Origin of the sequence: Arthrobacter terrae, assembly GCF_015708085.1 — a bacterium.
Lineage (GTDB): Bacteria > Actinomycetota > Actinomycetes > Actinomycetales > Micrococcaceae > Arthrobacter_M > Arthrobacter_M terrae.
The window spans coordinates 170,424-193,389 of record NZ_JADNYM010000001.1 but is presented as its reverse complement, the minus strand read 5'-3'; the positions used below and the strand labels follow the sequence as shown (position 1 = coordinate 193,389).

Sequence of the window (22,966 nt, the reverse complement as noted above, 5' to 3'; positions counted from 1 at the left end):
CGGGGCAGCGGCGCGAATGCCTTCAGCGGCGCGAATGCCTCCAGCGCCCCGAAGGTTTCCAGCCGCGAGGTAATCCGCGGAGCCCATGCCGGGCCCGGCGGCCGCAACACCGACCAACGCCCGGGCAGGCGCAGCCAGGGCGGCCTGCGCGGCAGCGATAATGCCGTTGAGTGCGTTGCTGATTTCCGCGTGCTGCCCGGGCGCTTCGCGGTGCACCCACGCGATCGATGTACCGGGAAGAATGTCATGGAACTGCAACAGCAGCACCATCTTCCACAACCTGTCCAGCTCATCGTAGGGGTAGTCGAACGCACCTCGTGCGGCGGCGGTCGCCGCCCACAGCTCGGCTTCGCGCAGCAGGTGCTCATTGCGGCGGTTGCCTTGTTTGGTCAGTGCCTGCGAGGTGAAGGTGCCGCGGTGCAGCTCAAGGTACAGCTCGCCCTTCCAGACCGGTGGATTCGTGTATTCGGCCTCGGCCGCGGTGAAGAATTCTTTGGGGGTGCGGATGCTCACCTGCGGTGAGCCCTCCAGGTTTTCCGTGCGCTGCGCCCAGGCGATCATTTCGCGCGTCGGGCCGCCGCCGCCGTCGCCCCACCCGAACGGCACCAGGGAGTTATTGGCCGCGCCCTTGTCGCGAAAATTCTCCACGGCGTGGGCTAGCTGGGCGCCGGAGAGATCCGAGTTGTAGGTGTCTACCGGGGGGAAGTGCGTGAAGACGCGGGTGCCGTCGATGCCCTCCCAATTGAACGTGTGATGCGGAAACTTATTGACCTGGTTCCAGGAGATTTTCTGGGTCAGGAACCACTTGGCTCCTGCCGGTTTGACGATCTGCGGCAGGGCGGCTGAATAGCCGAAAGAATCCGGCAGCCAGACCTCCTGGCACTGGATCCCGAAGTTCTCCCGGAAAAACCGCTGCCCGTAGAGGAACTGACGCGCCATGGCCTCCGATCCGACCATATTGGTGTCCGATTCAAGCCACATGCCGCCCACCGGGATGAACTGGTCACCGCATCTTTGACCCGGGCAAAAACCTCCGGCCGCTGCTCCTTTAGCCATTCATACTGCTGGACCCGCGGACCGAACTGGTGTCCCTGGCGCCCGACTGCGCGGGGGATATTTACGAGGGACGGGTGCGTCCGATCGGGGATGAAGCCCAGGTCTACACGCAGCGGTTCTGGCCGTACATTGACATCTACGGCAGCTGGCACGGCCAGCTCGTGGCATCGGTCCCCGCTGACGTGGTCCGGAATCCGGACGCCCCGGTTCGTACGTACGGCGTCGTCGATATTCCAAACCCGGGCTGGACGGAAGCCGCCCATAAAAACGGGGCACGCACCCTGGGCGGCTGTTTCTGGCTACGGCCGGACAGGTTCGAAAACTTCGTTCAGCGTGACCCGGACGGATCGTTCCCGGTGGGTAGAAAGCTGGTGGGGATCAAACAGTACTTCGGCTTTGACGGATACTTCATCAACCAGGAAGACGCCGTCAGCCCGGCACAGATCAAGGCACTCTTTGCGATGTTCCGCTACATGAAGTCCCTGGACGCGGACCTGTACCTGCAGTACTACGACGCGGATCTGCCCGGCAGCGGAGAGCTTGATTATCAGAACGAAATCAACGAACGCAACGTGGGATCACTGGGTACAGTGTCCGATCCCGTGGCTGACTCGATCTTCATCAATTACGGCTGGCCGTACGCGGACAAGGATCTATCCGGCAGCGCAGCCACCGTGGCCGGACGCGGCTTCGACCCACGGAAAGCAGCCGTCGCCTCCACCGAATGCCAGCAGGGCGGCTTCAACCCGGCGGAGGACTTCGGCTCGGTTGCCAGCCCGGGGCACGCCGCCCCGGTCAGCTGGGCGCTTTTCGTGGAGAACCAGATTTGGGCAGATGCCGCGAAGGAGGGAATCACGGCTACTGCCGGTGGCCGGGCGCAGTACCGGGACCTGGAGCGGAAATTCTGGTCGGGGCCGGCCGGGGACCCCTCCCAAAGCGGGCGCGCCCAGGCCCGGAAGCCGCCATACCGGACGGATGTGCTGAACTACAAGGTGTGGGACGGGGTGGCCCACTCGATCGTGGAAAAGTCTGCCATATCCGCCCTGCCGCTGGTGACTAACTTCAATATCGGTGTCGGCACGCACTTAGCAGTGGCAGGTGAAACTGTCGGCTCGAAAGCGTGGAACAACGCAGGCATTGCGGAAGTGGCGCCAACCTGGCAGTACTGGACCGAGCACGCTGGCGGGGCAACCTCTGCGTTTGTCCTTGACTAGAGCGTGGCATGGGAGGGCGGGCACAGTTTGCATGTCACGGGCCAGGCGGCGGAAGGCCAGTCGGTCACGGTGCACCTGTTCAAGACGGATCTGCCGGTTCCACCCGGGACCAGAGCGTCGCTGCGGTTGCTCGGATTTCCCGACACTGCCGCCGCAGAGCTTGGACTCACCTTCAAGGACGCGCCCAATGCGCCGGTCTGGCTCCCGCTGCACGGCAAAGGGCAGCCCCCATCCGCTGATGGCGGCTGGAGCACCGCCGAAAGCAATGTCAGTCGGTTCAATAAGAGGCAGCTGGCCAGGGTCAGCCTCCGCTTCAGCGCGGGGAAGGACGGTGGACTGGATTTCCGGCTGGGGCAGTTGCGCTCGCGTCGAACCGCCGACAGCAGCCCGGGAAGCCGCGCGGATTCACTGTGCAGCGCGTCGAGCGGGCAAGCGAGGTAGCCGGCGTGTATCTCGCCTGGCAGCTTTCTGCCGACGCATACACCCACGATGTTTTCACCGCAGGGCCCGGGGGCGAGCGGAACTGGCTGGGAAGGGTGCACCGCGATGTGTTCTACGCCGGCGGCGTGCCGGTGCCGGCCAACGGCCAGCTCTGGTTTGAGCTGGTTCCAATCTCCGTGGACGGCTCACGTGGCACGGCCGCGGTGGCTGCCGCTGCGCCCTTTCCTCGGCTGCGCCAGCATTCCTGAAATACATATGGTATTGAAGTCATCACCGTCAGGAGTACTCCTTTTTGCGACAAAGCCAGCATGGATCCGCAGCCCTCGTCCCTGCCGGGCGGTCATTGGCAGAAAGAAGTGCCGGCGAAATGCCCGCAATGAGGATGTTGATCCCCAGCGTGCAATCTCTTTCGGCGTGCGGAGTAAGTTGGGCACCGACGGAAGGCACCAAAGTAGTGGTGGATCCCGTCTGGGCCGCGGAATTGGGAAGCGAGGCAACGACGCTTGCCAATGAGCTTCCCTCAGAGGGATATATGGACACCATTCCAACGACGGTGCTGGGCGGTCCAGTTGGTGAGAACGATATTTATCTCAGCATTGGCGTGGTGTCCAGCAGCGCCAAAGCTGAAGCGTATCGAATGGGCGTTTCCGACGGTCTTAAAATTCTGGCCAGCGACGGTGCCGGAGCCTTTTACGCATCGAGGACGCTGCTGCAGGCCCTGAAGATACATGGGAAATTTACCGGTACGGTGCTGGACTGGCCAGCCTACAAACAGCGTGGCGTGATGCTGGACATTGCCAGGAAACATTACACGTCGGGGTGGATCGAACGGCTTATTTGTGACATGTCCTACCGTAAGCTCAATGTGCTCCAGCTCCACCTAAGCGACAGCCAAGGGTTTCGCGTTGAGTCCCGGAAACATCCCGAAATTGTCTCAAAGCAGCACCTTTCACTGGATGAAGTCAGAAAAATCCTGAAGGTTGCCAAGCGCTACCATGTGGAGGTAATCCCGGATATTGATACTCCTGCGCATTTGGATCACATTCTCAAGACCCACCCGGAATGGCGTTTAAAGCTTCGGAACGGCGGGGTTCTGGACAGTCATATGGATTATTCCATCCCGGCCGTCCGCGGGTTCGTTAAGGAGCTTGTCGAAGAGATGGCTGACGTTTTCCCGGGCAAGTACTTCCATCTGGGCGGTGACGAATTCTTCCCCGCACCGTGGCAGACCGGTTCGGCTGACGTTGTGAACGCTGACACGGCACCTCACCTGGTTGAATATGCGGCAAGCGTGGCCGGTCGGGGCGCCACCATCTTCGACGGGTACAAGCACTATTTGAATGAACTGATTGTTCTGCTGAAAAGCAGGAACAAAACCGCCAAGGTCTGGAACGATGATATCTACCCGGAGGAAGGCGTGCTTGAGTTGGACAAGTCCACAGAGGTGGAGGGCTGGGTTCGTTGGAACAGGTCCAAACCCAACGCCGGAGTCCTTGCGGACGCGGGATACCCTGTCGTCAATGCCAATGGCGACTACCTCTACTTCATCCTGACCGGAGAGGGCGTAGGCGCCGGCCTCAATAAGTGTCCCGAGGGCATCTATGAGCGCTGGCATCCGCGCCGTTTTATGGGTGTAGCCGGCGACGGGGGAAATTACGATCTGCCCGACGAAAAGCCGTTGCTTGGCGCACACCTGTCCATCTGGGCGGACGTGCCGAACGCGCTCACGCAGGCCCAGGTGGCGTCCGGGTTCCTCCCTTGGCAGAGCTCATTTGCGCAGCAGATGTGGGGTTCGCCAATGGTCGTCGGCAGCTATCGAGAGTTCACGGGAATTATCGCCGCTATAGGTACTTCCCCGGCGCTGGTGAATGCCGCGACGAATCTGCGGGAGCCCGCAGCGACCGTGGCGTCATGAGGCCTTTCCCCGCGGCAGTTCCACGGCGTTGGCCAGTTGTGTTGCGGCCGTGCGCAGTGCCTGGGAGGCCTGGTGAGCCCAGGCGTTGCTGCTGCAGCGGGTCTGCGGGCCTGCAACGGTCAGCGAGCAGATGATCTCCCCGCCGGAAAAGACCGGTCGCGAAATCGCGACGGCACCTGGATTAAGTTCTCCATGTGAGACTGCCTGGCCCGACTGGCGGATGTGCGTGAGCTGTTGAATCAGGTCCTGCCGGGTCAGCGTCTTATCCGTAAATCGTGCCAGTCTGTCGGCCAGGACCTTCGCGATGACCGAATCGGGAGCATGTGCCAGAAGAACCCGTTGGCCTGCACCGGCATGGAGAGGCAATAGTTGATTGATTTCAAAGGCATACCTCAGCGGGTTGGGGGAGACCACCTGGCGCAGGCAGATCGCGTTCAGCCCGGAGCGGACGGTCAAGACAGCTGTTTCGGCGGTGCCTTCCACTATGGATTCCAGCACGCTGACGCCGAGTTCGGCCAACCGGGTATGTGTGAGGTGCTGCCCTGACAGCTCGAGCAGCCGCCAGCCGGGGGTGTAAGAGCCGCGGTGTTCTTCGATCAGGGACAGTCCGCGCAGCGTTTTGACGTATCGGTAAACGGTGCTGGCCGGGACGCCGACCTCCTCGGCGATGTCGACGATGTTCACTTCGCCGCGGGCGGCGATGCACATCATGACCGCCAGCCCGCGTTCGAACGAGGACTGTCCCTCCGGCAAAATGCTCGTCATTCTCAAATACTAAGGGACGTCGTCAAGGATTCGACGCATCAGCCGGGGCAGCGGGCTGCCGCGGACAGCAACCGCGCCTGCAATGGCGGGGTTCGCCGTGTATTTGCAGCTGCCTGCAAGGCCGCGGATGGAGGGCAGCTGCGACCTTAACATTCTCAGTGGCTGAAAAACGCTCATTGTCGGCGCCGATATAGGTTCATATGCTCGTCAGGAGCAGCGACTGTGATATTCGGCACAAAACGTGTTGGGCGTCGGCCATTGCAGCACCGGCCACGTGGTGTCCGCCCGTGAACGCAGTTGACATTATGAATGGAGATCTCATGTCACGGTCCATCCGCAGTAAAAAAGCCGCCATCACGGCGGGACTCGTAGCGCTTCCCCTGGCCTTCTCGCTGGCCGGATGTGGCGGGGGCTCGTCTGCTGCCCAAAGCGGAAATGCCGGCACCGCCGCACCGCTGCACAGCCTGCTGCCCGCTGCGATCCAGTCAAGCGGCACGCTGAACATAGCGAGCAATGTGGAATATCCGCCGTTTGAAACCTTCGATGCCGACGGCAAGACCGTGATCGGCATCGACCGTGAAATTGCCGATGCCTTGGAGAAGAAGCTCGGAATTTCCATCAAGTTCAATAATATTTCGTTCGACGCGATCATCCCCGGTCTAGCATCCGCGCGCTACGACATGGCGATGTCGGCGATGTCCGACACCTTGGAGCGGCAGAAAGAAGTCGATTTCGTCGACTACTTCAAGGCCGGTGCCGGCATCCTGCGGACCGTTGAGAACCCCAAAAAGGTTGCCACGCTGGCTGATACCTGTGGATTGAAAGTCGGCATAGTTAAGGGAACCACCGAAACCGAGGATGCGGACGCCCAAACGAAGGCGTGCGAAGCGGAAGGCAAGCCGGCCGTCGATGTCACGATCTTCCCCGGTCAGAATCAGACGATCCTTGCCCTGACGACCGGACGGGTCGATGTGGTCCTGCTTGACTCAACGTCCGGCTCCTCCGTGGCCAAGGATTCGGGCGGAAAGCTTGAAATGCTGAGCCCGTATATGTCCGGCCCGTTCGGCATAGTGTTCCCGAAGGGCAGCACCGAGCTGCAGAAGGCCGTGCAAAAGGGCATGCAGGAAATAGCTGCGGATAACACCTACGGGGAGATTCTGAAAAAGTACGGCCAGGAACAGGGCGCCGTCACGGAGTTCCCCATTAACGGCGGGACAAAATGAGTGCCGTCCTGACAATGGAGGAGGCCGAACCCGCGCAGGTCGTCCCGTCGCGGCACACCGGACGGTGGATCACCGCGACAGTGGTGCTGGTGCTTGTAGCGCTCCTGCTGTACGCAATGGCAACCAATGAACGCTTCCAATGGGACGTCGTCGGCAAGTACCTTTTCGCTGATCCCATTCTGATGGGGGTGCTGAATACGTTGATTTTGACGGTACTCGCGATGATCATCGGCATCGTCTTGGGCATCGTGGTCGCCGTCGGCCGTTTGTCCGACAATTTCATCGTATCCAAGGCGGCATGGTTTTACGCCTGGTTCTTCCGCGGTACTCCGCTGTTGGTCCAGCTTCTCTTCTGGTTCTTTCTCTCGGCACTCGTTCCGCGGATCGCCTTGGGCGTGCCGCTGGGCCCGGAACTGTTTTCCTTCGACACCAACAGCCTGATCACACCGTTTATGGCCGCGATGCTGGGGCTGGGGCTCAACGAGGCCGCGTACATGTCCGAGATTGTGCGCTCGGGTATTTCATCGGTGACACCAGGACAGACAGAAGCCGCCAAATCCATTGGTATGACGAGGCTGCAGACCATGCGGCGGGTAGTTCTTCCGCAGGCAATGCGGATTATCATTCCGCCGACGGGGAACGAAACCATTGGCATGCTCAAGCAGACGTCGTTGGTTTTGGTCATCGGATATTCGGAACTGCTGACCTCTGCATCGTTGATTTACTCACGGACGTATCAGACCATTCCGCTGTTGATTGTCGCCGCCCTTTGGTATCTGTTCATCACCGCCGTGCTGTCCGTCGCGCAGTACTTTCTGGAACGGCGCTATGGCCGTGGCTTCAGCCCGCTAAGTGCCATTCGCGTGGACAAAAACAAGCAGGACAAGAACACGGTGGACACGGACAAGCTGGACAAGGACACGAGTGGTCCGGCCGTTCCAGCGAACGGACCGGCCAGCGGAATTACGACCAGCGCACCCTCGGCGAATACGGAGATCCCGTCATGAACAAGCCCATGCTCAAGGCGTCGGCCGTCTGTAAGTCCTTCGGCGCCGTCGAGGTCCTCCGGGCAATATCGCTCGAGGTGGCGGCCGGCGAAGTTGCGTGCCTGATTGGACCGTCCGGCTCCGGGAAGAGTACTTTCCTGCGCTGTATAAACCACCTGGAAAAAATCGACGGCGGCCAGATGTGGGTCGACGGCGACCGGGTCGGTTACCGCCTCGTCGGTAATAAGCTCCATGAGCTGAAGGAAAGGGAAATCGCCCTGCGCCGTGCGTCGATAGGCATGGTGTTTCAGCAGTTCAACCTGTTTCCGCACCGGACAGCCCTTGAAAACGTCACCGAGGGTCCCATCATTGTTAAAGGCGTCCGCCGCCAGCAGGCTGTCGAGGAGGGACGGGCCTTGCTGGAGCGCGTGGGTCTGGGAAATAAGATGCACAACTACCCGAGCCAGCTCAGCGGCGGCCAGCAGCAGCGTGTCGCGATTGCGCGCGCGCTGGCCATGAAACCGGAACTTATGCTCTTCGACGAACCGACGTCAGCGCTTGACCCGGAATTGGTGGGGGAGGTGCTGGACGTCATGAAGGATCTGGCCGAATCGGGGATGACCATGGTCGTGGTGACCCATGAAATGGGCTTCGCCCGGGAAGTGGCGGACACCGTGCACTTTCTCTCCGAAGGGGTCCTGGTGGAAAGTGGAGCGCCGTCCAAGGTGCTCTCTGATCCGGATCATGCACGGACACAGAGCTTCCTCGCCAAGGTCCTCTGATGGCATCGCCGGCAGGCGCGGATAGCGCGGCCGCCGTAAAGGAACTGCAGGCGGCTCTGGGCGCCAAGGAGTGCACGGATGAAAAAACCAGGCGGGCACGGGGCCACGACGTGTCTGCGCACGAGTGGTCCCTGCCCGACGCGGTTGTCCTGTGCTCGTCCACCGCGGACGTTGCGCTGACCCAAAAGGTGTGTTTGCGGCACGGTGTTCCGGCGGTTCCGAACGGCCGGGCCCGTAAGTCGTCCGCCGGGTACGACCCGACGGGCCCTTTTTGTCGGCTCCGAAGGAACGCTGGCATTATCACGGAGGCCACCGTCAGGCTTTACGGCATACCGGAGAGGACAGCGACGGCGGCAGTGTCGTTCCGCACGGTATGTTCCGCCGTCGTCGCGGTTTCGCCGTGAAGGATGCTCTGGAGCGCTTCAACGGCATCGCCTCCGAGGGCGAGGCCCTGCTGGTCTGTGTGTCGACCTCCCGGCTCAGCGACTGCATCGAAGAAACCCGTGCTGACATTGCAGCCTCGGGAGTATTCGCGCCCATTGCAGGACACGTCCGCGACGGGAACTTCCATCTTGCCTTTGTCCTCGACCCGGCTTCCGCCGTCGAACACGCCACGGCGGAAGCCGTCAACGACCGTCTGGTCCAACGGGCCGTTGCCATGGGCGGGATCTGCACCGGCGAACACGGGATCGGCATGTGGAAGAAGGGCTCCCTGCGCCTGGATCACCGAAACGGAGTGGTACTCATGGACAAGATCAGGGCGGCCCTGGACCCGGCGGGTATCCTCAATCCCGGAAAAGTACTGTGACGGGCCCCGCAGGTCCGGGCGGAATGCCCAACATTCTTGCCCTCGACGGATATGGAACGTCCAGACCGCCGGATGTTCCCCTGCGGTACCGCCTGTCCTCGAACGAAAACAGCTACCCGCCGCTGCGTTCGGTCGTCGAGGCGATTTCAGCGGCCGCCGCAACGCCGAATCTGTACCCGCCGCTGGTCCCTTACGCGCTGACGGGGCGCCTCGCTGCGGACAGCGGCGTGGATCCGGAGAACGTCTGGGTCGGCGCAGGGTCGGTGGCGGTCCTGGAACAGCTGATCAGAGGTTTTGCCGGCCCCGGGGACGAGGTGATCTTTGGCTGGCGTTCCTATGAGGCCTATCCGATCATCATTGGCGCCGCCGGTGCCGTGCCGGTGCCGGTTCCGCTCATCGGCCACGATCAGGACCTGGCGGCGATGGCCCGCCGCGTGGGTCCCAGGACGCGCGTCGTCATTCTCTGCAACCCGAACAATCCCACCGGAACGGCGCTGAGCCCCGGCCTGCTGCGCACATTTGTGGCCGGTCTGCCGGCGGATTGCCTGCTGATTCTGGACGAAGCCTACCGTGAGTTCGTCCCCGCCCGGAGTGCCTTCGACGGGACAGAACTACTACGGAGCCACGCCAACGTCGCGGTCCTGCGGACCTTTTCCAAGGCCCACGGCCTGGCCGGAATGCGGGTTGGTTATGCCATTTCGGCCCCGGCGATCATCGATGTGCTGGGGCGGGTGGCCCTGCCCTTCACAGTGGGCCGGATGGCCATCGCCGCCGCATCCGCCTCGCTGGATCAGCACACACAGATCCAGGCCCAGGTGCAGGAGACCGTTCGCGAACGTGATGCCCTCATCCAGCTGGCCCGCGGTCTTGGCCTACCGGTGTCGGCATCGGCTGCGAATTTCCTCTGGCTCTCCATAGGAACCGACAGCGGCGCCTTCACCGAACGCTGCGCCGCAGCGTCGATAGGGGTGCGCTGCTTTCCGCTGGAGGGAGTGCGCATCACCGTCGGATCCGCGCAGGCCAACGCCGCCGTCGCCGATGTGCTCAACGAGTATGCCGGCGTGCTCGACCTCTGGACCGGCGTTCCCGACGTCTAGACCGGCGTGCCCCGGCGACGGAAACTCGTCCCCGGTTCAGTCATCAGGGGGCCGCTTCCGCGTCGGTAAGATGTGCCAGGACATCGGCCAGCGCCACCGCGCCGGCGTCGGCGTCGGCGGTCTCGATCTCCTCCTGCGGCGCATGCGAAACACCCGTGGGATTGCGGACGAAGAGCATTGCCGTCGGCAGGCTGGCGGCCAGCACGCCAGCGTCGTGTCCCGCTCCGGATTCCAGCACCGGCACATCCCCCAATACCCCGAGCAGCTCCGACGCCAGCCCCGGGTGGAACTGGACGGTAGGGCTGAGCGACTCCTCGGACAGCGTGAGCGTGCAGCCTTCGGCCGCGGCAATGCGGCGCCCGGCGGCGTGTATTTCCGCAACGATGGCGGCCGTGACCTCGTCCGTCCGATGCCGCACGTCCATCCAAAGGTCCACCCGTGAGGCAATGACGTTCGTTCCACCGGGGATCGGTGAAATCCGGCCCACCGTTCCGCGCGCCCCTGGATGAGCCGCGGCGATCCGGCGGATATCGACCACAGCCTGGGCGGCGGCGACCATAGGATCGGAGCGGTCATTCATCAGGGTTGTCCCGGCGTGGTTGCCCTGACCACCGAAGGAAAGCTTCCACCGGCCGTGGCCAAGGATCGAGGAGGCCACGGCAACGGGTGCCTGCAGATCAATCTGGCCGCGTCCCTGTTCAATGTGCAACTCAACAAAGCGGCCGATTCCGGCCAGGCGTTCGCTGTCCATGCCAAGGTGTTCCGGGTCCGTTCCATTGGTGCGGAACACCTCCGCGAGGGTGTTGCCGTCGGCATCGGTGAGGTTGCGGGCCTTGTCCGGATCAATGGCACCTGACAGCAGCCTCGAACCGATGCAGGCGACGCCAAAGCGGGATCCCTCTTCCTCGGGGAACACCGCCACGGCCAGCGGGCGGCGCGGCTCCTGGCCGCGCTGGCGCATCAGGTCAATCGCCGAGAGCGCACTGGCAACCCCGAGGGGTCCGTCGTACTCGCCCCCGCCCGGAACCGAATCCAGATGGCTTCCGGTGACGACTGCGTCCGGACCTGGTTCCCCCCACCAGGCCCAGATGATGGAGTTCCGGTCGGTTTCGACCTGCAGCCCCCGCTGCTGAGCGGCGGCGACAAACCAGCCCCGCAGGTCCGTCTCGGCCGTGGAGAACACCGGCCGGCTGTATCCGCCGCGCCGGGAGTCCTTGCCAACCTCAGAGATCTGCCCGAGTAGCTGCATCGGCCGTTCCATGGACCCTCTTTCTTAGCTGTTGTCCGCGGCGCTGCTTAGAGCGCGCCGATGACCTTTGAGATTGCCTTATTGAGCTCAGCGCCGGTGTCAGGGACGCGGATGTTCGTGCCCTGGTCCACCACGATTTTGCCGCCGCGGATCACCGTGCGGACATCTGCAGCAGCGGCGGCAAAGATAATGTGCGGGAGCATCTCACCCGATGCAGCCCCAGCCGTGCGCGGCGAGAGCAGATCGATCACGGTGAAGTCGGCAAGCTTACCGGCCGCAATGCTGCCGGCATCCCAGCCCAGCGAGTGAGCCCCGCCGGCAGTTATTGCATCGGCGATCTGGGCGGCGTTGACGTGTCCGCGGCTGCCGCTGGTGAGCCGAAGGTCCAGTTCGATCGCCCGGCCCTCTTCGAGCAGGTCGATCATCATGTGGGCGTCACTGCCGACGCAGAGCCGCGCGCCGGCTTCTAAGAGCTGCCCGGCCGGTCCGACGCCGTCGGCCAGATCCCTCTCGGTGGTGGCGCACATGCAGATACTCGTGCCCGTCGCCCCGTAGGACGCGACGTCCTTCTCTGTCAGGTGGGTGGCATGAACGGACGTCATGTCCGCACCGAGCACCCCGGCTTCGGCCAGCAGCTGGGTGGGAGTCAGTCCGTAGACGTCGAGGCAGTCCTGGTTTTCGGCAGGTTGCTCCGAAACGTGGGCATGCACGGGCATGTTGTGTGCCCGGGCAAATGCGGCCACCGGACCCAACGCGTGCCGCGGCACGGCGCGCACGCTATGGATCGCCGCCCCGGCGCGGGCCGTTGCCGTTTCCTTCAGCTCGCCGACGCGCTTCGCCCAGTTTTCCCAGGAGCCGTCGGTGAATCGTTGCTGCACCCCCGTCAGCTGCCGGCCATCAACTCCGCCCTGCAGATAGCACGTATCCAGCAGGGTGATCCGCAGTCCAGCATCTTCGGCGGCCTGGATAACCGTCTCACCCATAATGTTCGGATTGCTGTACCGGCGCCCGGCCGGGTCGTGGTGGACGTAAAAAAACTCTCCGACACTGGTTACGCCCGCCAAGGACATTTCCGCATAGGTTGCCAGCGCCAGCTCGTACAGGGAGTCCGGAGTCAGGGTTCCGGCGACGGAGTACATCAGGTTCCGCCACGCCCAGAAGCTGTCCACTCCCTGCTGGCCGCGTCCCCGGATTGCCCGATGGAAGACGTGCGAATGGGCGTTGGCGAAGCCGGGCATGGTCAGTCCGGTAAGCCGTCGTGCGGCAGGCGGACATTGCGCGTCAGGGGTTACCGCGGTGATTCTGTCGTTCTCGACGGTAATGAGGACATTCGCGGTGACGTCGTCACCGCCGAGCCATGCATACTCGCAGAAAAATGAGTTATTCAACGCCCGCTCCTGTAACGATGGATCCATTGATGATGACGGTTTGCGTGGAATTGAGTCCCGGTCGGTACGCAATGTGCTCGTAGAACGGGACGTCCAGCACCTGAATGTCGGCCGCCATGCCGGGAACTAACGATCCTATCGTGGCGGACAGGCCCAGGGCGCATGCGCCACCGTAGGTCGCAGCCCGCAAGGCCTGCGCGACGGTCATGCCCCCGATCCGGCAGCCCATGGCCACGGCCAGGTGCATGCTGGTGGTCCAAGAACCCGGGCAGACGTCGGTGGCAAGAGCCACCTCCATGCCCGCGGCATACAGTCTCCGGGGATCCAGCGGTGCGGGGTGCTGCACCGCGAATTCCAGGCACGGCATGTAGACGCCGGTCACCCCGGCTTTGGCGAGGACACGCAGTTCGTCGTCGGTGGTGTAGTTCAAATGGTCGGCGCTGACCGCGCCCACCGCGGCTGCCAGCTCCGCGGCACCGGTGTGGCTGTAGGCGTCCAAATGGATCTTCGGCCGGAGACCGTGGCGGCGTCCCTGTTCAAGAATGCTCCGGGACTGTTCTAAGGAGAAATAGCCTGTATCGCAGTAGACATCGTTGAACGCGGCGCTGCCCTCACGCCCTACCTCCGTCAGCTGGGCCAGGATGTCCTCGGTCCACTCCGCGCCGTCACGTTGCGGGTCAATGGCGTGTGCGCCCAGGTATGTCGACATGATCCGGGCCGGCAACAGGGCCGCAAGGTGCGCATTCACCTCCAGCAGTCGCTCCTCGGTGGCCGTGTCAAGGCCGTAGCCGGTCTTGCTTTCCAGCGTCGTAGTGCCGGAGGAGATCATCTCCTTGATCCTGCCGGCCGCAGACGCGACCAGTTCGTCCACGGATCGCGCACGCGTGTCAGCCATCGTGCCCACAATCCCGACGGAGGCCCCGGCCGGCGGAACCTGGCCGGCCACCCTTGCGGCATATTCGAGGGCGCGGTCGCCGCCGAAGACCACGTGCGTGTGGCTGTCCACGAAGCCCGGCAGCACCACCTTCCCGGCGGCGTCGATTTCCCGGCGCCCGCTGAAACCGCTGACATCGCCGACGGCGGTGATGGTACCGCCGTCGACCGCTACCCCGCCGCCGCGGATCCGTCCGATCAGATCGGACGCATCCGCGGCGCAGGTGAGCAGCTCCGCGGCTCCGGTGATCACTAGATCAACGCGGCGCTGGTGGGTTGGCTGCGGCATATCAGGGCTGTTCCGGTCCGAAAGTGGCTGTCGGGGTCCACCACAGCGGAATGGTGACGCCCTCGGCCGGACCGACTGTGTTGGCGACTTCCTTGGCCCGGGCATAGCCGGACTGTGCGTGCCGGACGACTCCGATGCCGCTGTCCACCGTCAGGCAGGCCTTGAGCCGGTAGGCGGCAGTGTCGGTTCCGTCGGCGATCATGGTGACGCCGGTGTGCACCGAGTCTCCCATCGCGTAGTTCGCCTGGATGGCGATAAGGTCGCACATGCCCGAGGCATTGAGCAGGCCGTTGAGGTACGGCCAGTCGGAGATCAGATCGGATCCGTCGGGCATATTTTCCGATTCGAAGGTCGGATTGATGATCGAACCGGAGTCCAGATTGTCCCGGGAGAACGCCACCGTCCCCTTCACCTCACCGCGCTGGATCAGTTCATTGACCGCCAGACCGAACTTCTTCCGCTGGCCGAAACCGAGGTAGCAGACCCGCGCGGGCAGTCCCTCAATGGGAATATGCTTCCGCGCCAGGGTGATCCAGCGGGTGGCAATTTCATCATCGGGAAACAGTTCGAGAACAAGGTCATCCAGCCGCGCCAGGTCTTTGGGATCCCCGGACGTGCAGGTCCAGCGGAACGGTCCGCGGCCCTCCAGGAACAGCGGACGCAGGTAGGCGGAGACGAATCCGGGGATTTTCAGCGCGTCCTCGAAACCATGCAGCTGGCATTCGCGCCGGATCTGGTTCCCGTACTCAAAGGTGGGAACGCCGTTATCGAAGAACCGGTTCATCGCGGTGAGCTGGCGGACCATGGCAGTACGGGAGATCTCGAAGTAGGCGTCCCGGTCCTTTTTGCGGAATTCTTCCGCCTCCAGGACGGTGTAGCCGATCGGCACATAGGCCAGCGGGTCGTGGGCCGGGGTCATTTCCGTGACGACGTCGGGGCGGACGTCATGCTCCAGAGCGTACTCAAAGAGTTCGGTGGCATTTGCCACGACGGCGATACCCAGCGGCTTTTTGGCAGCCGCGGCCTCCTGCGCCAGCTCGATCGCGTGCGGGATGGAATCGGCGAGCACATCCGCATAGCCGACCTTGATCCGGTTGTTGATGATCCGTTCGTCGACGTCCGCGCAGATCGCAACGCCGCCGAGCATTGTCATGGCACGCGGCTGGTTGCCGCCCATGCCACCCATGCCCGCACAGAACAGGATCTTCCCGACCCAGCTGCCGTCCAGATGAATGTCAGCGACGGAGCGGAGCGTTTCAAACGTGCCCTGGATGACTCCCTGCGTGCCAATGTACTCCCATGGCGACGCCGTGTACTGGGCAAAAATTGTCAGGTTCTTGTCCTGCAGGTCGTAGAACGTCTTCCAGTCCGGCCGGACAAAGTTTGTGGTCGCCATGACTACCCGGGGCGCAAGCTCATGGGTGTCGAACACGGCCACCGGCATGCCGGACTGGACCACCAGGGTCTGGTCATCCGCCAGGTTCTTCAGCGAGTCGACGATCGCGTAATACGACTCCCAGTTCCGCGCCGCCTTGCCGATGCCGCCGTAAACCACCAGGTTTTCGACGTGCTCGGAGAGTTCCATATTGTTCTCCAGCATCCGCAGGATGGTTTCCTGCTTCCAGCCTTTGCAGCGCAATTCGTCACCGCGCTGTGCTTTGACCTCATAAAGGATCTCCGGCTTTTGTGCGGGAAGTTCACCGAACGCAATTCCGGTAGCGTTGCCGCCCGGATGCTTGGTGGTGATCGAGACTGTTTGGTCGGTGGTCAGTGACATGGTGGGGTGCTCCTTAGTTGAGGGTGGAACGGACGACGTCGGCCACGGCACCGCTGTGCACGAGCTCGACGGCCGCACGGACCCGGGGGTAGAGGACGGTGTCTTGGGTTATGTGGTCAATCAGCCGGCCGTCGGCCGAACGGTGGGACCGGAGCAGTTCCAGGACTGCCCTGCTGCTGGGTGAGAGGGCGGAGACGTCCTTGCCGGCGGCCGTGAGCCGCAGTTCCAGCGCCTGGGCCGACATCAGGAGCTCGATGCCGATGACGTTTTCGATGTTCGAGACAATTTGCCGGGCATGACGTCCGGCGTTGTTGGCCATCGAGACATGGTCCTCCTGATTCGCACACGTAGGGATGGAATCCACGCTGTCCGGATGCGCCAAGGTTTTGCAGTCCGAGACCAACGCGGCCGCCAGATACTGCGGGAGCATGTAGCCGCAGTCCAGTCCGACCTTTTCGCTGGCTATCAGCATGTCCGGCAACCCGCGGTTCAGCGTACCGTCGTCGAGCCTGAACAGCCGCCGTTCTGCGATGCTGCCGATTTCCGTGACGGCAATCGAAAGGAAGTCCGAGGCAAAGCCGACATACTCTGCGTGGAAGTTTCCGCCCGAGACGGCTTTTAGCGTCCGTGATGCCGGAAGATCGGGGAAGATCAGCGGGTTGTCGGTTGCCGCGTTGATCTCGGTCTCCACAATCCCGCGGACAAAGCGCAGCGTATCCTTCACTGCACCTAAAACCTGTGGCGTGCAGCGCAGCGAATAGGCGTCCTGCGGCGGCTGGCGGACGGGGTCCTGCTCTTCGCTGCCGTCAATAAACTCACTGCCGGCCAGCAGCTCACGGATTCGGGCAGCGACCTCAATCTGCCCGGCGTGGCCGCGGGCCTGGTGGATCTGCGGGATAAAGGCATCCCCGAACCCGGTCAATGCCTCAATGGACATGGCCGCGGTAATCTGCGCCGTCTCCAGCAGGTTCTCGGCATCCGCCAGGGCAAGCGCGGCCTGGGCTGCCGAAAACGAGGTCCCGTTAGCCAGTGCCAGGCCTTCCTTCGGACCCAGCACGATGCGTTCGATGCCGGCGGCCTGCATGGCGGTGATGCCGTCCACCAGCCGGCCGTCCAGGTATGCCTCACCGCTGTCCACGGCCACGTCCTCACCTGCCGGCCGGGTCATGACAATGGCCAGGTGTGCCAGCGGGATGAGGTCCCCGCTCGCGCCGAGGGAACCGAACTCCGGGACGGCAGGAAAGACGCCCTTTTCCAGCATCGTCAGGAGCGTTTCGGGAACAACGCGGCGGACGGCGGAGTACCCTCGGGTGAGGCTGACGGCGCGGACGAGCATTGAGCCCCGGACCACTTCCTCATCCAGCGGACGCCCCACACCACTGGCGTTGGAGATGATGAGCCGGCGGGAGAGCTCCGAGGCATCCTCCACCGTGTCGAACGCCTGACGTCCGGCCAGGGACCCAAAGCCGGTGTTGATGCTGTAGATGGCCGCAACTTCTTTCCCGTCGCGCATATCATCCATGATGGCCGACACCCATTGCTCGCTGGCCTGCATCGCTTCAATGGCAGCAGGGGAGATGGACACCAACTCACGGCCGCGCACCACCGACATGAAATCCTCCAGTGTCAGGGGTGCATTTCCAATTTCGATCACCGTTTAGCCTCCTAGTAGATTTATGTAACGCTAATCACGTTATGGGAGATGGCAAGCAACGCTTCTCATGGAACGATAATCCACCCGTTGATGGCTTATCGTTTGGTGGAACCATCCATCTCCCGGTCCGCCAGGTAGACCGAAAAAACTCCGGGAATCTGCTTCGTAATGCGGACGCAGATGCTTATGGGGGAATTCCTGCTGCCTGATAATTTGGAATCGTTAAAAGCAGAAGCGGGGCATACACTCCAGCAAGGGGCGCTCGGGTGCAACCCGGTCTCCGTCTGCTGACCGTTGCCACGTTTGAAATCACGAGGGATGAGATGACCGCTATTGAAGATTCCGCCGAGCAACTGCGGGTGGAACTAGTTGACTTACGCCGCCAATTGCACCGCATTCCCGAGATTGGCCTGGACCTGCCCCAAACGCAGCGGCTGATTCTGGAAAAACTGGCCGGGCTGGACGGGCTCGAGGTCTTCCCCGGAACCCGGCAAAGCTCGGTGACGTGTGTGCTTCGGGGCGGAAAATTAACACCGGACGGGTGCCCCGGACCGGTGGTCCTGCTTCGCGGTGATATGGATGCCCTTCCGGTGACGGAGGCTACGGGCTTGGACTATGCCTCCGAAATCAGCGGGTCCATGCATGCGTGCGGGCACGATCTGCATATGGCGGCGCTCTACGGGGCACTGCGGATTCTCCATGACCGGCGGGCGGATCTTTGCGGGGACGTCGTCTTTATGTTCCAGCCGGGGGAAGAAGCGTACGACGGCGCGCGCTTTATGGTTGAGGACGGGGTGCTGGAGGCGGCCGGGCGCAGAGTCGAGGCGGCCTTCGGCCTGCACGTTTTTTCAGGAGTTTATGACAGCGGTGTGTTCTACTCCAGGCCAGGGACACTGATGGCCGGCTGCGACGAACTCTTTGTGACCGTCCGGGGTGAGGGCGGCCACGGCTCCGCACCGCACCAAGCCAAAGATCCCGTTCCCGTCGCATGTGAGATGGTCCTGGGTCTGCAGACGTTGGTCACCCGTGGATTTGACGTCTTCGACCCCGTCGTCGCAACCGTAGGGCGCATACAGGCCGGTACACTCGGTGTGATCATCCCGGAGACGGCGGCCTTCGATGTAACGCTTCGGATGTTTTCGCCGGCGCACCGGGAAAAACTGGTATCCGATGTCAAGCGGTTATGCCGGGGAATCGCGGCCGCGCACGGGCTGGACGCGGAAATATCCCAGGCACCCGATTACCCGGTAACGGTGAATTCTCCGGCAGAGTTTGAATACGCCAGACGTATTATCACCGGCACCTTTGGCGCGGAAAGCTTCCGTGAAATGGAGCATCCGGTGGCCGGGTCCGAGGACTTTGCCCATGTGCTCCGCGAGGTTCCCGGCGCCTACCTGTTGTTGGGCGCCTCCCCGGCGAAGGACCCCGCTCTGGCTCCGATGAACCACTCGCCGCGTGCCGCCTTCGACGATGCAATTCTGCCCAAAGCGGCGGCTTGCCTGGCCGAGCTGGCATTTCAGCGGGCAGGAATGGCAGAATCGGAAAGCGCCGACGGTGCCGGGGTACTCCACGACGCGCAGCCGTGATGGAGTCCGGCAGCCCGTCCATGACCATCAGCGTCCACCGCGCCGGTGCCCGGACGAGCACACCGTGGCTCAATGGCCTTGGCACAACCTCCGAAATCACCAAGGATACGTCCCACGGCGATTACGCCTGGCGGGTCTCCCTCGCCGCTATTGCCAGGGACAGTACCTTTTCCACCTTTGCCGGTATGCAGCGCATTATCACGGTTTTTGGTGGAAGCGGGGTGCGTCTGAGAACCGGGGAACAGGGGAGCCGTGAGCTTCATGCGTTTGACGTTCACCGCTTTGACGGCGCCGTGGAGACCAGGTGTGAATTGCGGGCAGATCCGGTTCGGGCCCTTAACCTGATCTACCGCGCTGAGAGAATCACCGCCCGGATCCAATGGCCGGTCCTCACCCGGTCCCGCCCATTCCTTTCTGACGCGGCAATAATCCTCGTGTACAACATCGGGCCCGCAGTCCTCATTAATGTCGCGAAAAACCCGGAAATCGAGCTGGGCGACAACGATCTGCTGCAAATCAACAATGCGGCGGGCAGCACCGAACTTGTCCTGCACGGGACCACGAAGGGACGCTGGGCGATTATCGAATTGTGGGAAACCTGAGGCTGTATAAATAAGAGCGCTTCGCCCCGCGGCGCCCGAACAGACGATCGAGTGCCCGGTGGGAAAGACCCGTCAAAGCACAGCCGTCATCGTGAAGGCAGGACGGCGATGGCGTCGATCGATATCAACAACCCGTGGGGGAGCCGTACATTTGCAGGCGCCGAGCGGGCCGGCGGCGGCGTCGGCATGTGCCGGGCGTAGACCTCGTTGATCGTGGCGAAGTCATCGACGTTGGCGTAGAAGATCGTAGTCTTGACCACCTCTGAAATTGACGAGCCAGCCGCTACGAGGACGGCCTGAAGGTTGACCAGCGCCTGCTCCGTCTGGGCCTGAACGCCCTCCGGTGCCGACCCTGTCGCCGGGTCGATTCCGGCCGTACCGGAGCAGAACACGAACCCTCCGGCAACGATCGCCTGACTGTAAGGCCCCAACGCAGGAGGCACCTGAGGGCTGTTGACGGCCTCACGTGTCATGCCGATGCCTTTCGGTGATGGCTGGGCGTGCCGTCCTTGGACCGCCGCGTTCAGATGGTCCAGTAGGCGCCAGGGCCACGGGTTTTGTCAAGACCACTTATCCGGCGTCCGGAGAGGGCTGAACAGACGACGACGGCAGTGGAGTTCAGGGGATGCTGCACATGTGTAGTGCCTGTCACTCGGATCTCCTGATCACCGGCGTTCCGATCCTTACGATGGACGTAAAGAGGCCGCGTGCCGAATCGGTAGCCTGGTTTCGAACGCCTACCGGGCAGCCCCCGGTTCGAGCACTGCAGCGTCCTGCGCCCGGAACACATCGGGAAGATGGTGGCGCTGGGGCTTTCACCGGCATTTTTGATCGGCCACGTCCACTGGTGGGCGTGCGGTGTTCCGCGACCGGCTCTTGGGGCCTGAACGTGCCGCATTTTTACGGCGGCGGACGGTGCAAAGACCGTCGGATTGGGAGGCTGCCAACGTGCAGCAGTAGCCTCATCCCATGACCGCTGCCAATGCCAAGAAGACCGCCGCCGAATCCGCGGCCTCCGCTGAGGTTCCCCGCCGTTACGCCGGTGCCGTCGCGCCAGCGGCCGCGTGGGGATTCGTTTTCCTGATTCTGCGGATCCTGGCCGTGTCCGGGTATGACTGGAACACGGCGTTCGCGGTAAGCACCACGCTGAGCCTGAGCGACGGTCTGGCTCTCCTCGTCGGAACGCTCATGGCCGGGCACCTGCTGGTGGCGATTCTGCTGATTGGCGTTCTGCCCCTGCTCGTCGCCACCTATCTGTGGTCCGCCCGCAGGCATCGGGCGGTGGTGTTGTTGTCCACCATTTTGGGCACCGTCACACTGATCGCCCTGACGGGCAGTTTCCGGCTGTGGTGGTTGCCGCTGGCGACAGCGGCCGTTTTTGGGGCGTTCGCACTGATCCGCATTCTCCCGCAGAAAAGCCGCCTGCGGCGCTTGTTTTCCCTGGCCATGGCCAGTATTGGCTGGGTGGCCGGTGTGTCCGTCTTGCTCGTCGCCGCCCTCGTCCAGACACCGTGGGTACCCCAGGAAGAGATCAACACCACGAACGGCACCATCGTAGGATACGTTCTCAGCGTCGACTCGGGATTTGTGAACGTGCTGACCGGCGGGCACAGGTTCGTGATCCTCAACAGCGGCGACGTGATTTCCCGCAAGTGAGTTCGGCGTCAGCCTACCTGACGCAAGGGCCCGTGCACACGCGGCCCGCCAGCCAAGGTTCAGGGCGCTTACCGGACTCCCTTACACCAGCGGCCACGGGTAACGCATACCTGTGGTGTCGGTGGGCAGCACCCCATTGCGGAGCAAGCGCTGCACCCGGCGCTGCAGAGCCATCACCTCCACGTCGTCGAGGAGTCCGGCGACGTCGTCAGGGACAGCTTCGGCGAGCGGGGCGATGTCCTCCAGCAGGGCAGCTGGAATGGGAACACCGGCGAAGTCCCAGATCACGGTGCGCAGTTTGTCCCCTGCCCCGAAGCAGAGGCCGTGGTCGATACCCCACACCCGTCCGTCGTTGGCGCGCAGGACGTGCCCGCTCTTGCGGTCAGCGTTATTGGCGATGCAGTCAAACAGGGCGAGCTGCGACAGCGAGCGGTGGGTCTCGGGTGCGTCCTGGAACAGCGTGAAGTAGTGCTCACGGAAGTCGCCCTCGACGAACCACTGCAGCGACCCGATGCCTAAGGGGGAGTCCTCGCGGATCACCGTCGGAGGCACCAGGTCCCATTGAAGGTATGCACTGAGCAGGTACGCCGCGCGTTCGCGACGGAACAGCCCGGGCTCAAAATCGGACAGCGGCCGTTCCCCGGCCTCCGGCTTGTAGACCGCCCATGCCGAGTCGTCTCCACATGAGACCTCGACGAGGAAGGTCGCGTTGCTGCTGCGTACGATGCTCCCGAGGAGCTTGATCCGGCCCTCGACGAGCAGCATCAGCTCCCGGGCGGACACGGTTCGTCCCGCTGTGCGATGCTCCTGGTCTGCGCTGTCCTCAGCCCGCTCAACGGTTCCTGGGTCGAGTTGACCATGAGCACGGCGGGCGCCTGGCCCTGCACATACGAAATGACCGAGACCGAGCCAGGGCTGATGACGATCCGTTGAAAGAGGTCCAGATGAGTGCCCAGGGCGTGGGCGACGGCGGCCTTGATCGGGTCGGCGTGGGAGAAGCAGACGACGACGCCACCGGCGTGCGCGGTGCACAGCACCTCGAGCGTTGCCACCATCCGGGCCTGCATCTGCGCAAAGCTCTCCCCGCCCGGGAAGCGGAAGGCCGACGGCGTATGCTGCACGGTCTGCCATGCAGGCAGGCCCGCGAGCTCGGTGAGCGCGGCGCCGGTCCACTCGCCGAAGTCACACTCGATCAGGCCGGCGTTCTCGCTCACCTCCAGTGAGGTGCGGGCCGCCGTGGGCTCCGCGGTCTCGCGTGCGCGCTCCAGCGGCGAGGAGTAGATGCCAGCGACCGGAAGACCGGCAAGCCGTTCCGCGACCCGTTCGGCCTGGACCCGGCCCTGGTCGGAGAGGTGCAGTCCCCCCGCCCGTCCGGGCAGCACCGCGCCGGTGGTCGGCGTCTGCCCGTGGCGCACCAGAAGAAGCAGGGTACTCGGCGGGGCCGGTGGCGCTGCGGGGGCCGGCGGTGGTGTTTCGGTCATCACCTACAGCCTATGCGCTGCCACGGGTTTATGCGCCGCATATATGAAACGTTCAATGCCCGAT

General features: G+C 63.1%; 23 protein-coding genes and 1 pseudogene. 13 read left to right on the top strand and 11 right to left on the bottom strand.

Features of this window, described 5'->3' with window-relative positions:
• Positions 1-69: 69 nt before the first annotated feature.
• Positions 70-1,067: pseudogene (locus tag IV500_RS00830) on the bottom strand (glycoside hydrolase family 38 N-terminal domain-containing protein); the annotation flags it as partial.
• Between the two features lie 18 nt (positions 1,068-1,085).
• On the opposite strand from IV500_RS00830, the gene IV500_RS00825 reads away from it, so the two are divergent.
• The 4 genes from IV500_RS00825 to IV500_RS00810 all read left to right on the top strand — a co-directional run bounded on the left by IV500_RS00825 (position 1,086) and on the right by IV500_RS00810 (position 4,626).
• Entirely contained in the window at positions 1,086-2,270 is a 1,185-nt protein-coding gene (locus tag IV500_RS00825) for an endo-beta-N-acetylglucosaminidase (RefSeq protein ID WP_312875773.1), read from the top strand.
• Positions 2,271-2,273: 3 nt separating this feature from the next.
• Positions 2,274-2,711, top strand: a complete 438-nt coding sequence (locus tag IV500_RS00820) for a hypothetical protein (RefSeq protein WP_196394923.1) — start codon at positions 2,274-2,276, stop codon at positions 2,709-2,711.
• The gene (locus tag IV500_RS00815; RefSeq protein WP_196394922.1) at positions 2,681-2,959 is read left to right on the top strand and encodes a hypothetical protein; all 279 of its coding nucleotides are present in this window, start codon (positions 2,681-2,683) and stop codon (positions 2,957-2,959) included. Before IV500_RS00820 ends, IV500_RS00815 begins: the two co-directional genes overlap by 31 nt.
• Before the next feature lie 119 nt (positions 2,960-3,078).
• On the top strand, positions 3,079-4,626 hold the full coding sequence (locus tag IV500_RS00810) for a family 20 glycosylhydrolase (protein WP_312875772.1): 1,548 nt from the start codon (positions 3,079-3,081) through the stop codon (positions 4,624-4,626).
• Here the strand turns inward: IV500_RS00810 and IV500_RS00805 are convergent.
• A complete protein-coding gene (locus IV500_RS00805) occupies positions 4,621-5,391 on the bottom strand; it encodes an IclR family transcriptional regulator (protein ID WP_196394920.1) in 771 nt (256 codons plus the stop codon). The genes IV500_RS00810 and IV500_RS00805 overlap by 6 nt on opposite strands.
• 320 nt (positions 5,392-5,711) lie before the next feature.
• On the opposite strand from IV500_RS00805, the gene IV500_RS00800 reads away from it, so the two are divergent.
• Genes IV500_RS00800 through IV500_RS00775 form a run of 6 tightly spaced genes read left to right on the top strand, consistent with a single transcriptional unit; the run spans position 5,712 to position 10,287 of the window.
• Positions 5,712-6,614 (top strand): ABC transporter substrate-binding protein, encoded by a 903-nt coding sequence (locus IV500_RS00800; protein WP_196394919.1) that lies wholly within the window; start codon positions 5,712-5,714, stop codon positions 6,612-6,614.
• Positions 6,611-7,621, top strand: coding sequence for an amino acid ABC transporter permease (locus tag IV500_RS00795; protein WP_196394918.1), 1,011 nt, complete (start codon positions 6,611-6,613; stop codon positions 7,619-7,621). Before IV500_RS00800 ends, IV500_RS00795 begins: the two co-directional genes overlap by 4 nt.
• Entirely contained in the window at positions 7,618-8,382 is a 765-nt protein-coding gene (locus IV500_RS00790; RefSeq protein WP_281063946.1) for an amino acid ABC transporter ATP-binding protein, read from the top strand. Before IV500_RS00795 ends, IV500_RS00790 begins: the two co-directional genes overlap by 4 nt.
• The gene (locus tag IV500_RS00785; RefSeq protein WP_196394917.1) at positions 8,382-8,786 is read left to right on the top strand and encodes a hypothetical protein; all 405 of its coding nucleotides are present in this window, start codon (positions 8,382-8,384) and stop codon (positions 8,784-8,786) included. The genes IV500_RS00790 and IV500_RS00785 overlap by 1 nt, the downstream gene beginning before the upstream one ends.
• Complete coding sequence (locus IV500_RS00780) at positions 8,783-9,190, top strand: FAD-binding oxidoreductase (protein WP_196394916.1); 408 nt, start codon at positions 8,783-8,785, stop codon at positions 9,188-9,190. The genes IV500_RS00785 and IV500_RS00780 overlap by 4 nt, the downstream gene beginning before the upstream one ends.
• Positions 9,187-10,287 (top strand): histidinol-phosphate transaminase, encoded by a 1,101-nt coding sequence (locus tag IV500_RS00775; RefSeq protein WP_196394915.1) that lies wholly within the window; start codon positions 9,187-9,189, stop codon positions 10,285-10,287. Before IV500_RS00780 ends, IV500_RS00775 begins: the two co-directional genes overlap by 4 nt.
• Positions 10,288-10,330: 43 nt before the next feature.
• On the opposite strand, the gene IV500_RS00770 is transcribed toward IV500_RS00775, so the two are convergent.
• The 5 genes from IV500_RS00770 to IV500_RS00750 are packed head-to-tail and all read right to left on the bottom strand — an operon-like array spanning position 10,331 to position 17,577.
• Positions 10,331-11,548 carry an allantoate amidohydrolase gene (locus tag IV500_RS00770; RefSeq protein WP_196394914.1) on the bottom strand — a complete coding sequence of 406 codons (1,218 nt, stop codon included), beginning with the start codon at positions 11,546-11,548 and terminating at the stop codon, positions 10,331-10,333.
• Between the two features lie 35 nt (positions 11,549-11,583).
• The gene (locus IV500_RS00765) at positions 11,584-12,924 is read right to left on the bottom strand and encodes a formimidoylglutamate deiminase (RefSeq protein WP_230854293.1); all 1,341 of its coding nucleotides are present in this window, start codon (positions 12,922-12,924) and stop codon (positions 11,584-11,586) included.
• Complete coding sequence (gene hutI, locus IV500_RS00760) at positions 12,917-14,146, bottom strand: imidazolonepropionase (protein WP_196394912.1); 1,230 nt, start codon at positions 14,144-14,146, stop codon at positions 12,917-12,919. Before hutI ends, IV500_RS00765 begins: the two co-directional genes overlap by 8 nt.
• Position 14,147: 1 nt before the next feature.
• Positions 14,148-15,923 carry a urocanate hydratase gene (gene hutU, locus IV500_RS00755; protein ID WP_196394911.1) on the bottom strand — a complete coding sequence of 592 codons (1,776 nt, stop codon included), beginning with the start codon at positions 15,921-15,923 and terminating at the stop codon, positions 14,148-14,150.
• A 13-nt stretch (positions 15,924-15,936) separates the two neighbouring features.
• The gene (locus IV500_RS00750; protein ID WP_312875771.1) at positions 15,937-17,577 is read right to left on the bottom strand and encodes an HAL/PAL/TAL family ammonia-lyase; all 1,641 of its coding nucleotides are present in this window, start codon (positions 17,575-17,577) and stop codon (positions 15,937-15,939) included.
• 323 nt (positions 17,578-17,900) lie between these two features.
• Between IV500_RS00750 and IV500_RS00745 the strand changes: the two genes are divergently transcribed.
• Positions 17,901-19,163 (top strand): M20 metallopeptidase family protein, encoded by a 1,263-nt coding sequence (locus IV500_RS00745; protein WP_196394910.1) that lies wholly within the window; start codon positions 17,901-17,903, stop codon positions 19,161-19,163.
• Positions 19,164-19,183: 20 nt separating this feature from the next.
• Positions 19,184-19,765, top strand: coding sequence for a HutD/Ves family protein (locus IV500_RS00740; RefSeq protein WP_196394909.1), 582 nt, complete (start codon positions 19,184-19,186; stop codon positions 19,763-19,765).
• An 86-nt stretch (positions 19,766-19,851) separates the two neighbouring features.
• Here the strand turns inward: IV500_RS00740 and IV500_RS00735 are convergent, their stop codons facing one another.
• The gene (locus IV500_RS00735; RefSeq protein ID WP_196394908.1) at positions 19,852-20,238 is read right to left on the bottom strand and encodes a RidA family protein; all 387 of its coding nucleotides are present in this window, start codon (positions 20,236-20,238) and stop codon (positions 19,852-19,854) included.
• Positions 20,239-20,288: 50 nt separating this feature from the next.
• Positions 20,289-20,417: a hypothetical protein gene (locus IV500_RS21840; RefSeq protein ID WP_281063945.1), complete on the bottom strand. Its 129-nt coding sequence runs from the start codon at positions 20,415-20,417 to the stop codon at positions 20,289-20,291.
• A 317-nt stretch (positions 20,418-20,734) separates the two neighbouring features.
• On the opposite strand from IV500_RS21840, the gene IV500_RS00730 reads away from it, so the two are divergent.
• On the top strand, positions 20,735-21,421 hold the full coding sequence (locus IV500_RS00730) for a hypothetical protein (protein WP_196394907.1): 687 nt from the start codon (positions 20,735-20,737) through the stop codon (positions 21,419-21,421).
• A gap of 81 nt (positions 21,422-21,502) precedes the next feature.
• Here IV500_RS00730 and IV500_RS00725 read toward each other — a convergent pair whose 3' ends face one another.
• Both IV500_RS00725 and IV500_RS00720 read right to left on the bottom strand, forming a co-directional pair.
• The gene (locus tag IV500_RS00725) at positions 21,503-22,204 is read right to left on the bottom strand and encodes an Rv2133c family protein (protein ID WP_196394906.1); all 702 of its coding nucleotides are present in this window, start codon (positions 22,202-22,204) and stop codon (positions 21,503-21,505) included.
• The gene (locus IV500_RS00720) at positions 22,186-22,902 is read right to left on the bottom strand and encodes an Rv2135c family putative phosphatase (RefSeq protein WP_196394905.1); all 717 of its coding nucleotides are present in this window, start codon (positions 22,900-22,902) and stop codon (positions 22,186-22,188) included. The genes IV500_RS00725 and IV500_RS00720 overlap by 19 nt, the downstream gene beginning before the upstream one ends.
• Positions 22,903-22,966: the final 64 nt, after the last annotated feature.

Bases quoted from the DNA above. Each gene is read 5' to 3' on its own strand.
- hutI (WP_196394912.1), bottom strand. From the start codon at position 14,146: ATGCCGCAGCCAACCCACCAGCGCCGCGTTGATCTAGTGATCACCGGA.
- IV500_RS00790 (WP_281063946.1), top strand. From the start codon at position 7,618: ATGAACAAGCCCATGCTCAAGGCGTCGGCCGTCTGTAAGTCCTTCGGC.
- IV500_RS00770 (WP_196394914.1), bottom strand. From the start codon at position 11,548: ATGGAACGGCCGATGCAGCTACTCGGGCAGATCTCTGAGGTTGGCAAG.
- IV500_RS00810 (WP_312875772.1), top strand. From the start codon at position 3,079: ATGCCCGCAATGAGGATGTTGATCCCCAGCGTGCAATCTCTTTCGGCG.
- IV500_RS00785 (WP_196394917.1), top strand. From the start codon at position 8,382: ATGGCATCGCCGGCAGGCGCGGATAGCGCGGCCGCCGTAAAGGAACTG.
- IV500_RS00720 (WP_196394905.1), bottom strand. From the start codon at position 22,902: ATGACCGAAACACCACCGCCGGCCCCCGCAGCGCCACCGGCCCCGCCG.
- IV500_RS00800 (WP_196394919.1), top strand. From the start codon at position 5,712: ATGTCACGGTCCATCCGCAGTAAAAAAGCCGCCATCACGGCGGGACTC.
- IV500_RS00795 (WP_196394918.1), top strand. From the start codon at position 6,611: ATGAGTGCCGTCCTGACAATGGAGGAGGCCGAACCCGCGCAGGTCGTC.
- IV500_RS00740 (WP_196394909.1), top strand. From the start codon at position 19,184: ATGACCATCAGCGTCCACCGCGCCGGTGCCCGGACGAGCACACCGTGG.
- IV500_RS00805 (WP_196394920.1), bottom strand. From the start codon at position 5,391: ATGACGAGCATTTTGCCGGAGGGACAGTCCTCGTTCGAACGCGGGCTG.
- IV500_RS00745 (WP_196394910.1), top strand. From the start codon at position 17,901: ATGACCGCTATTGAAGATTCCGCCGAGCAACTGCGGGTGGAACTAGTT.
- IV500_RS00735 (WP_196394908.1), bottom strand. From the start codon at position 20,238: ATGACACGTGAGGCCGTCAACAGCCCTCAGGTGCCTCCTGCGTTGGGG.
- hutU (WP_196394911.1), bottom strand. From the start codon at position 15,923: ATGTCACTGACCACCGACCAAACAGTCTCGATCACCACCAAGCATCCG.
- IV500_RS00730 (WP_196394907.1), top strand. From the start codon at position 20,735: ATGACCGCTGCCAATGCCAAGAAGACCGCCGCCGAATCCGCGGCCTCC.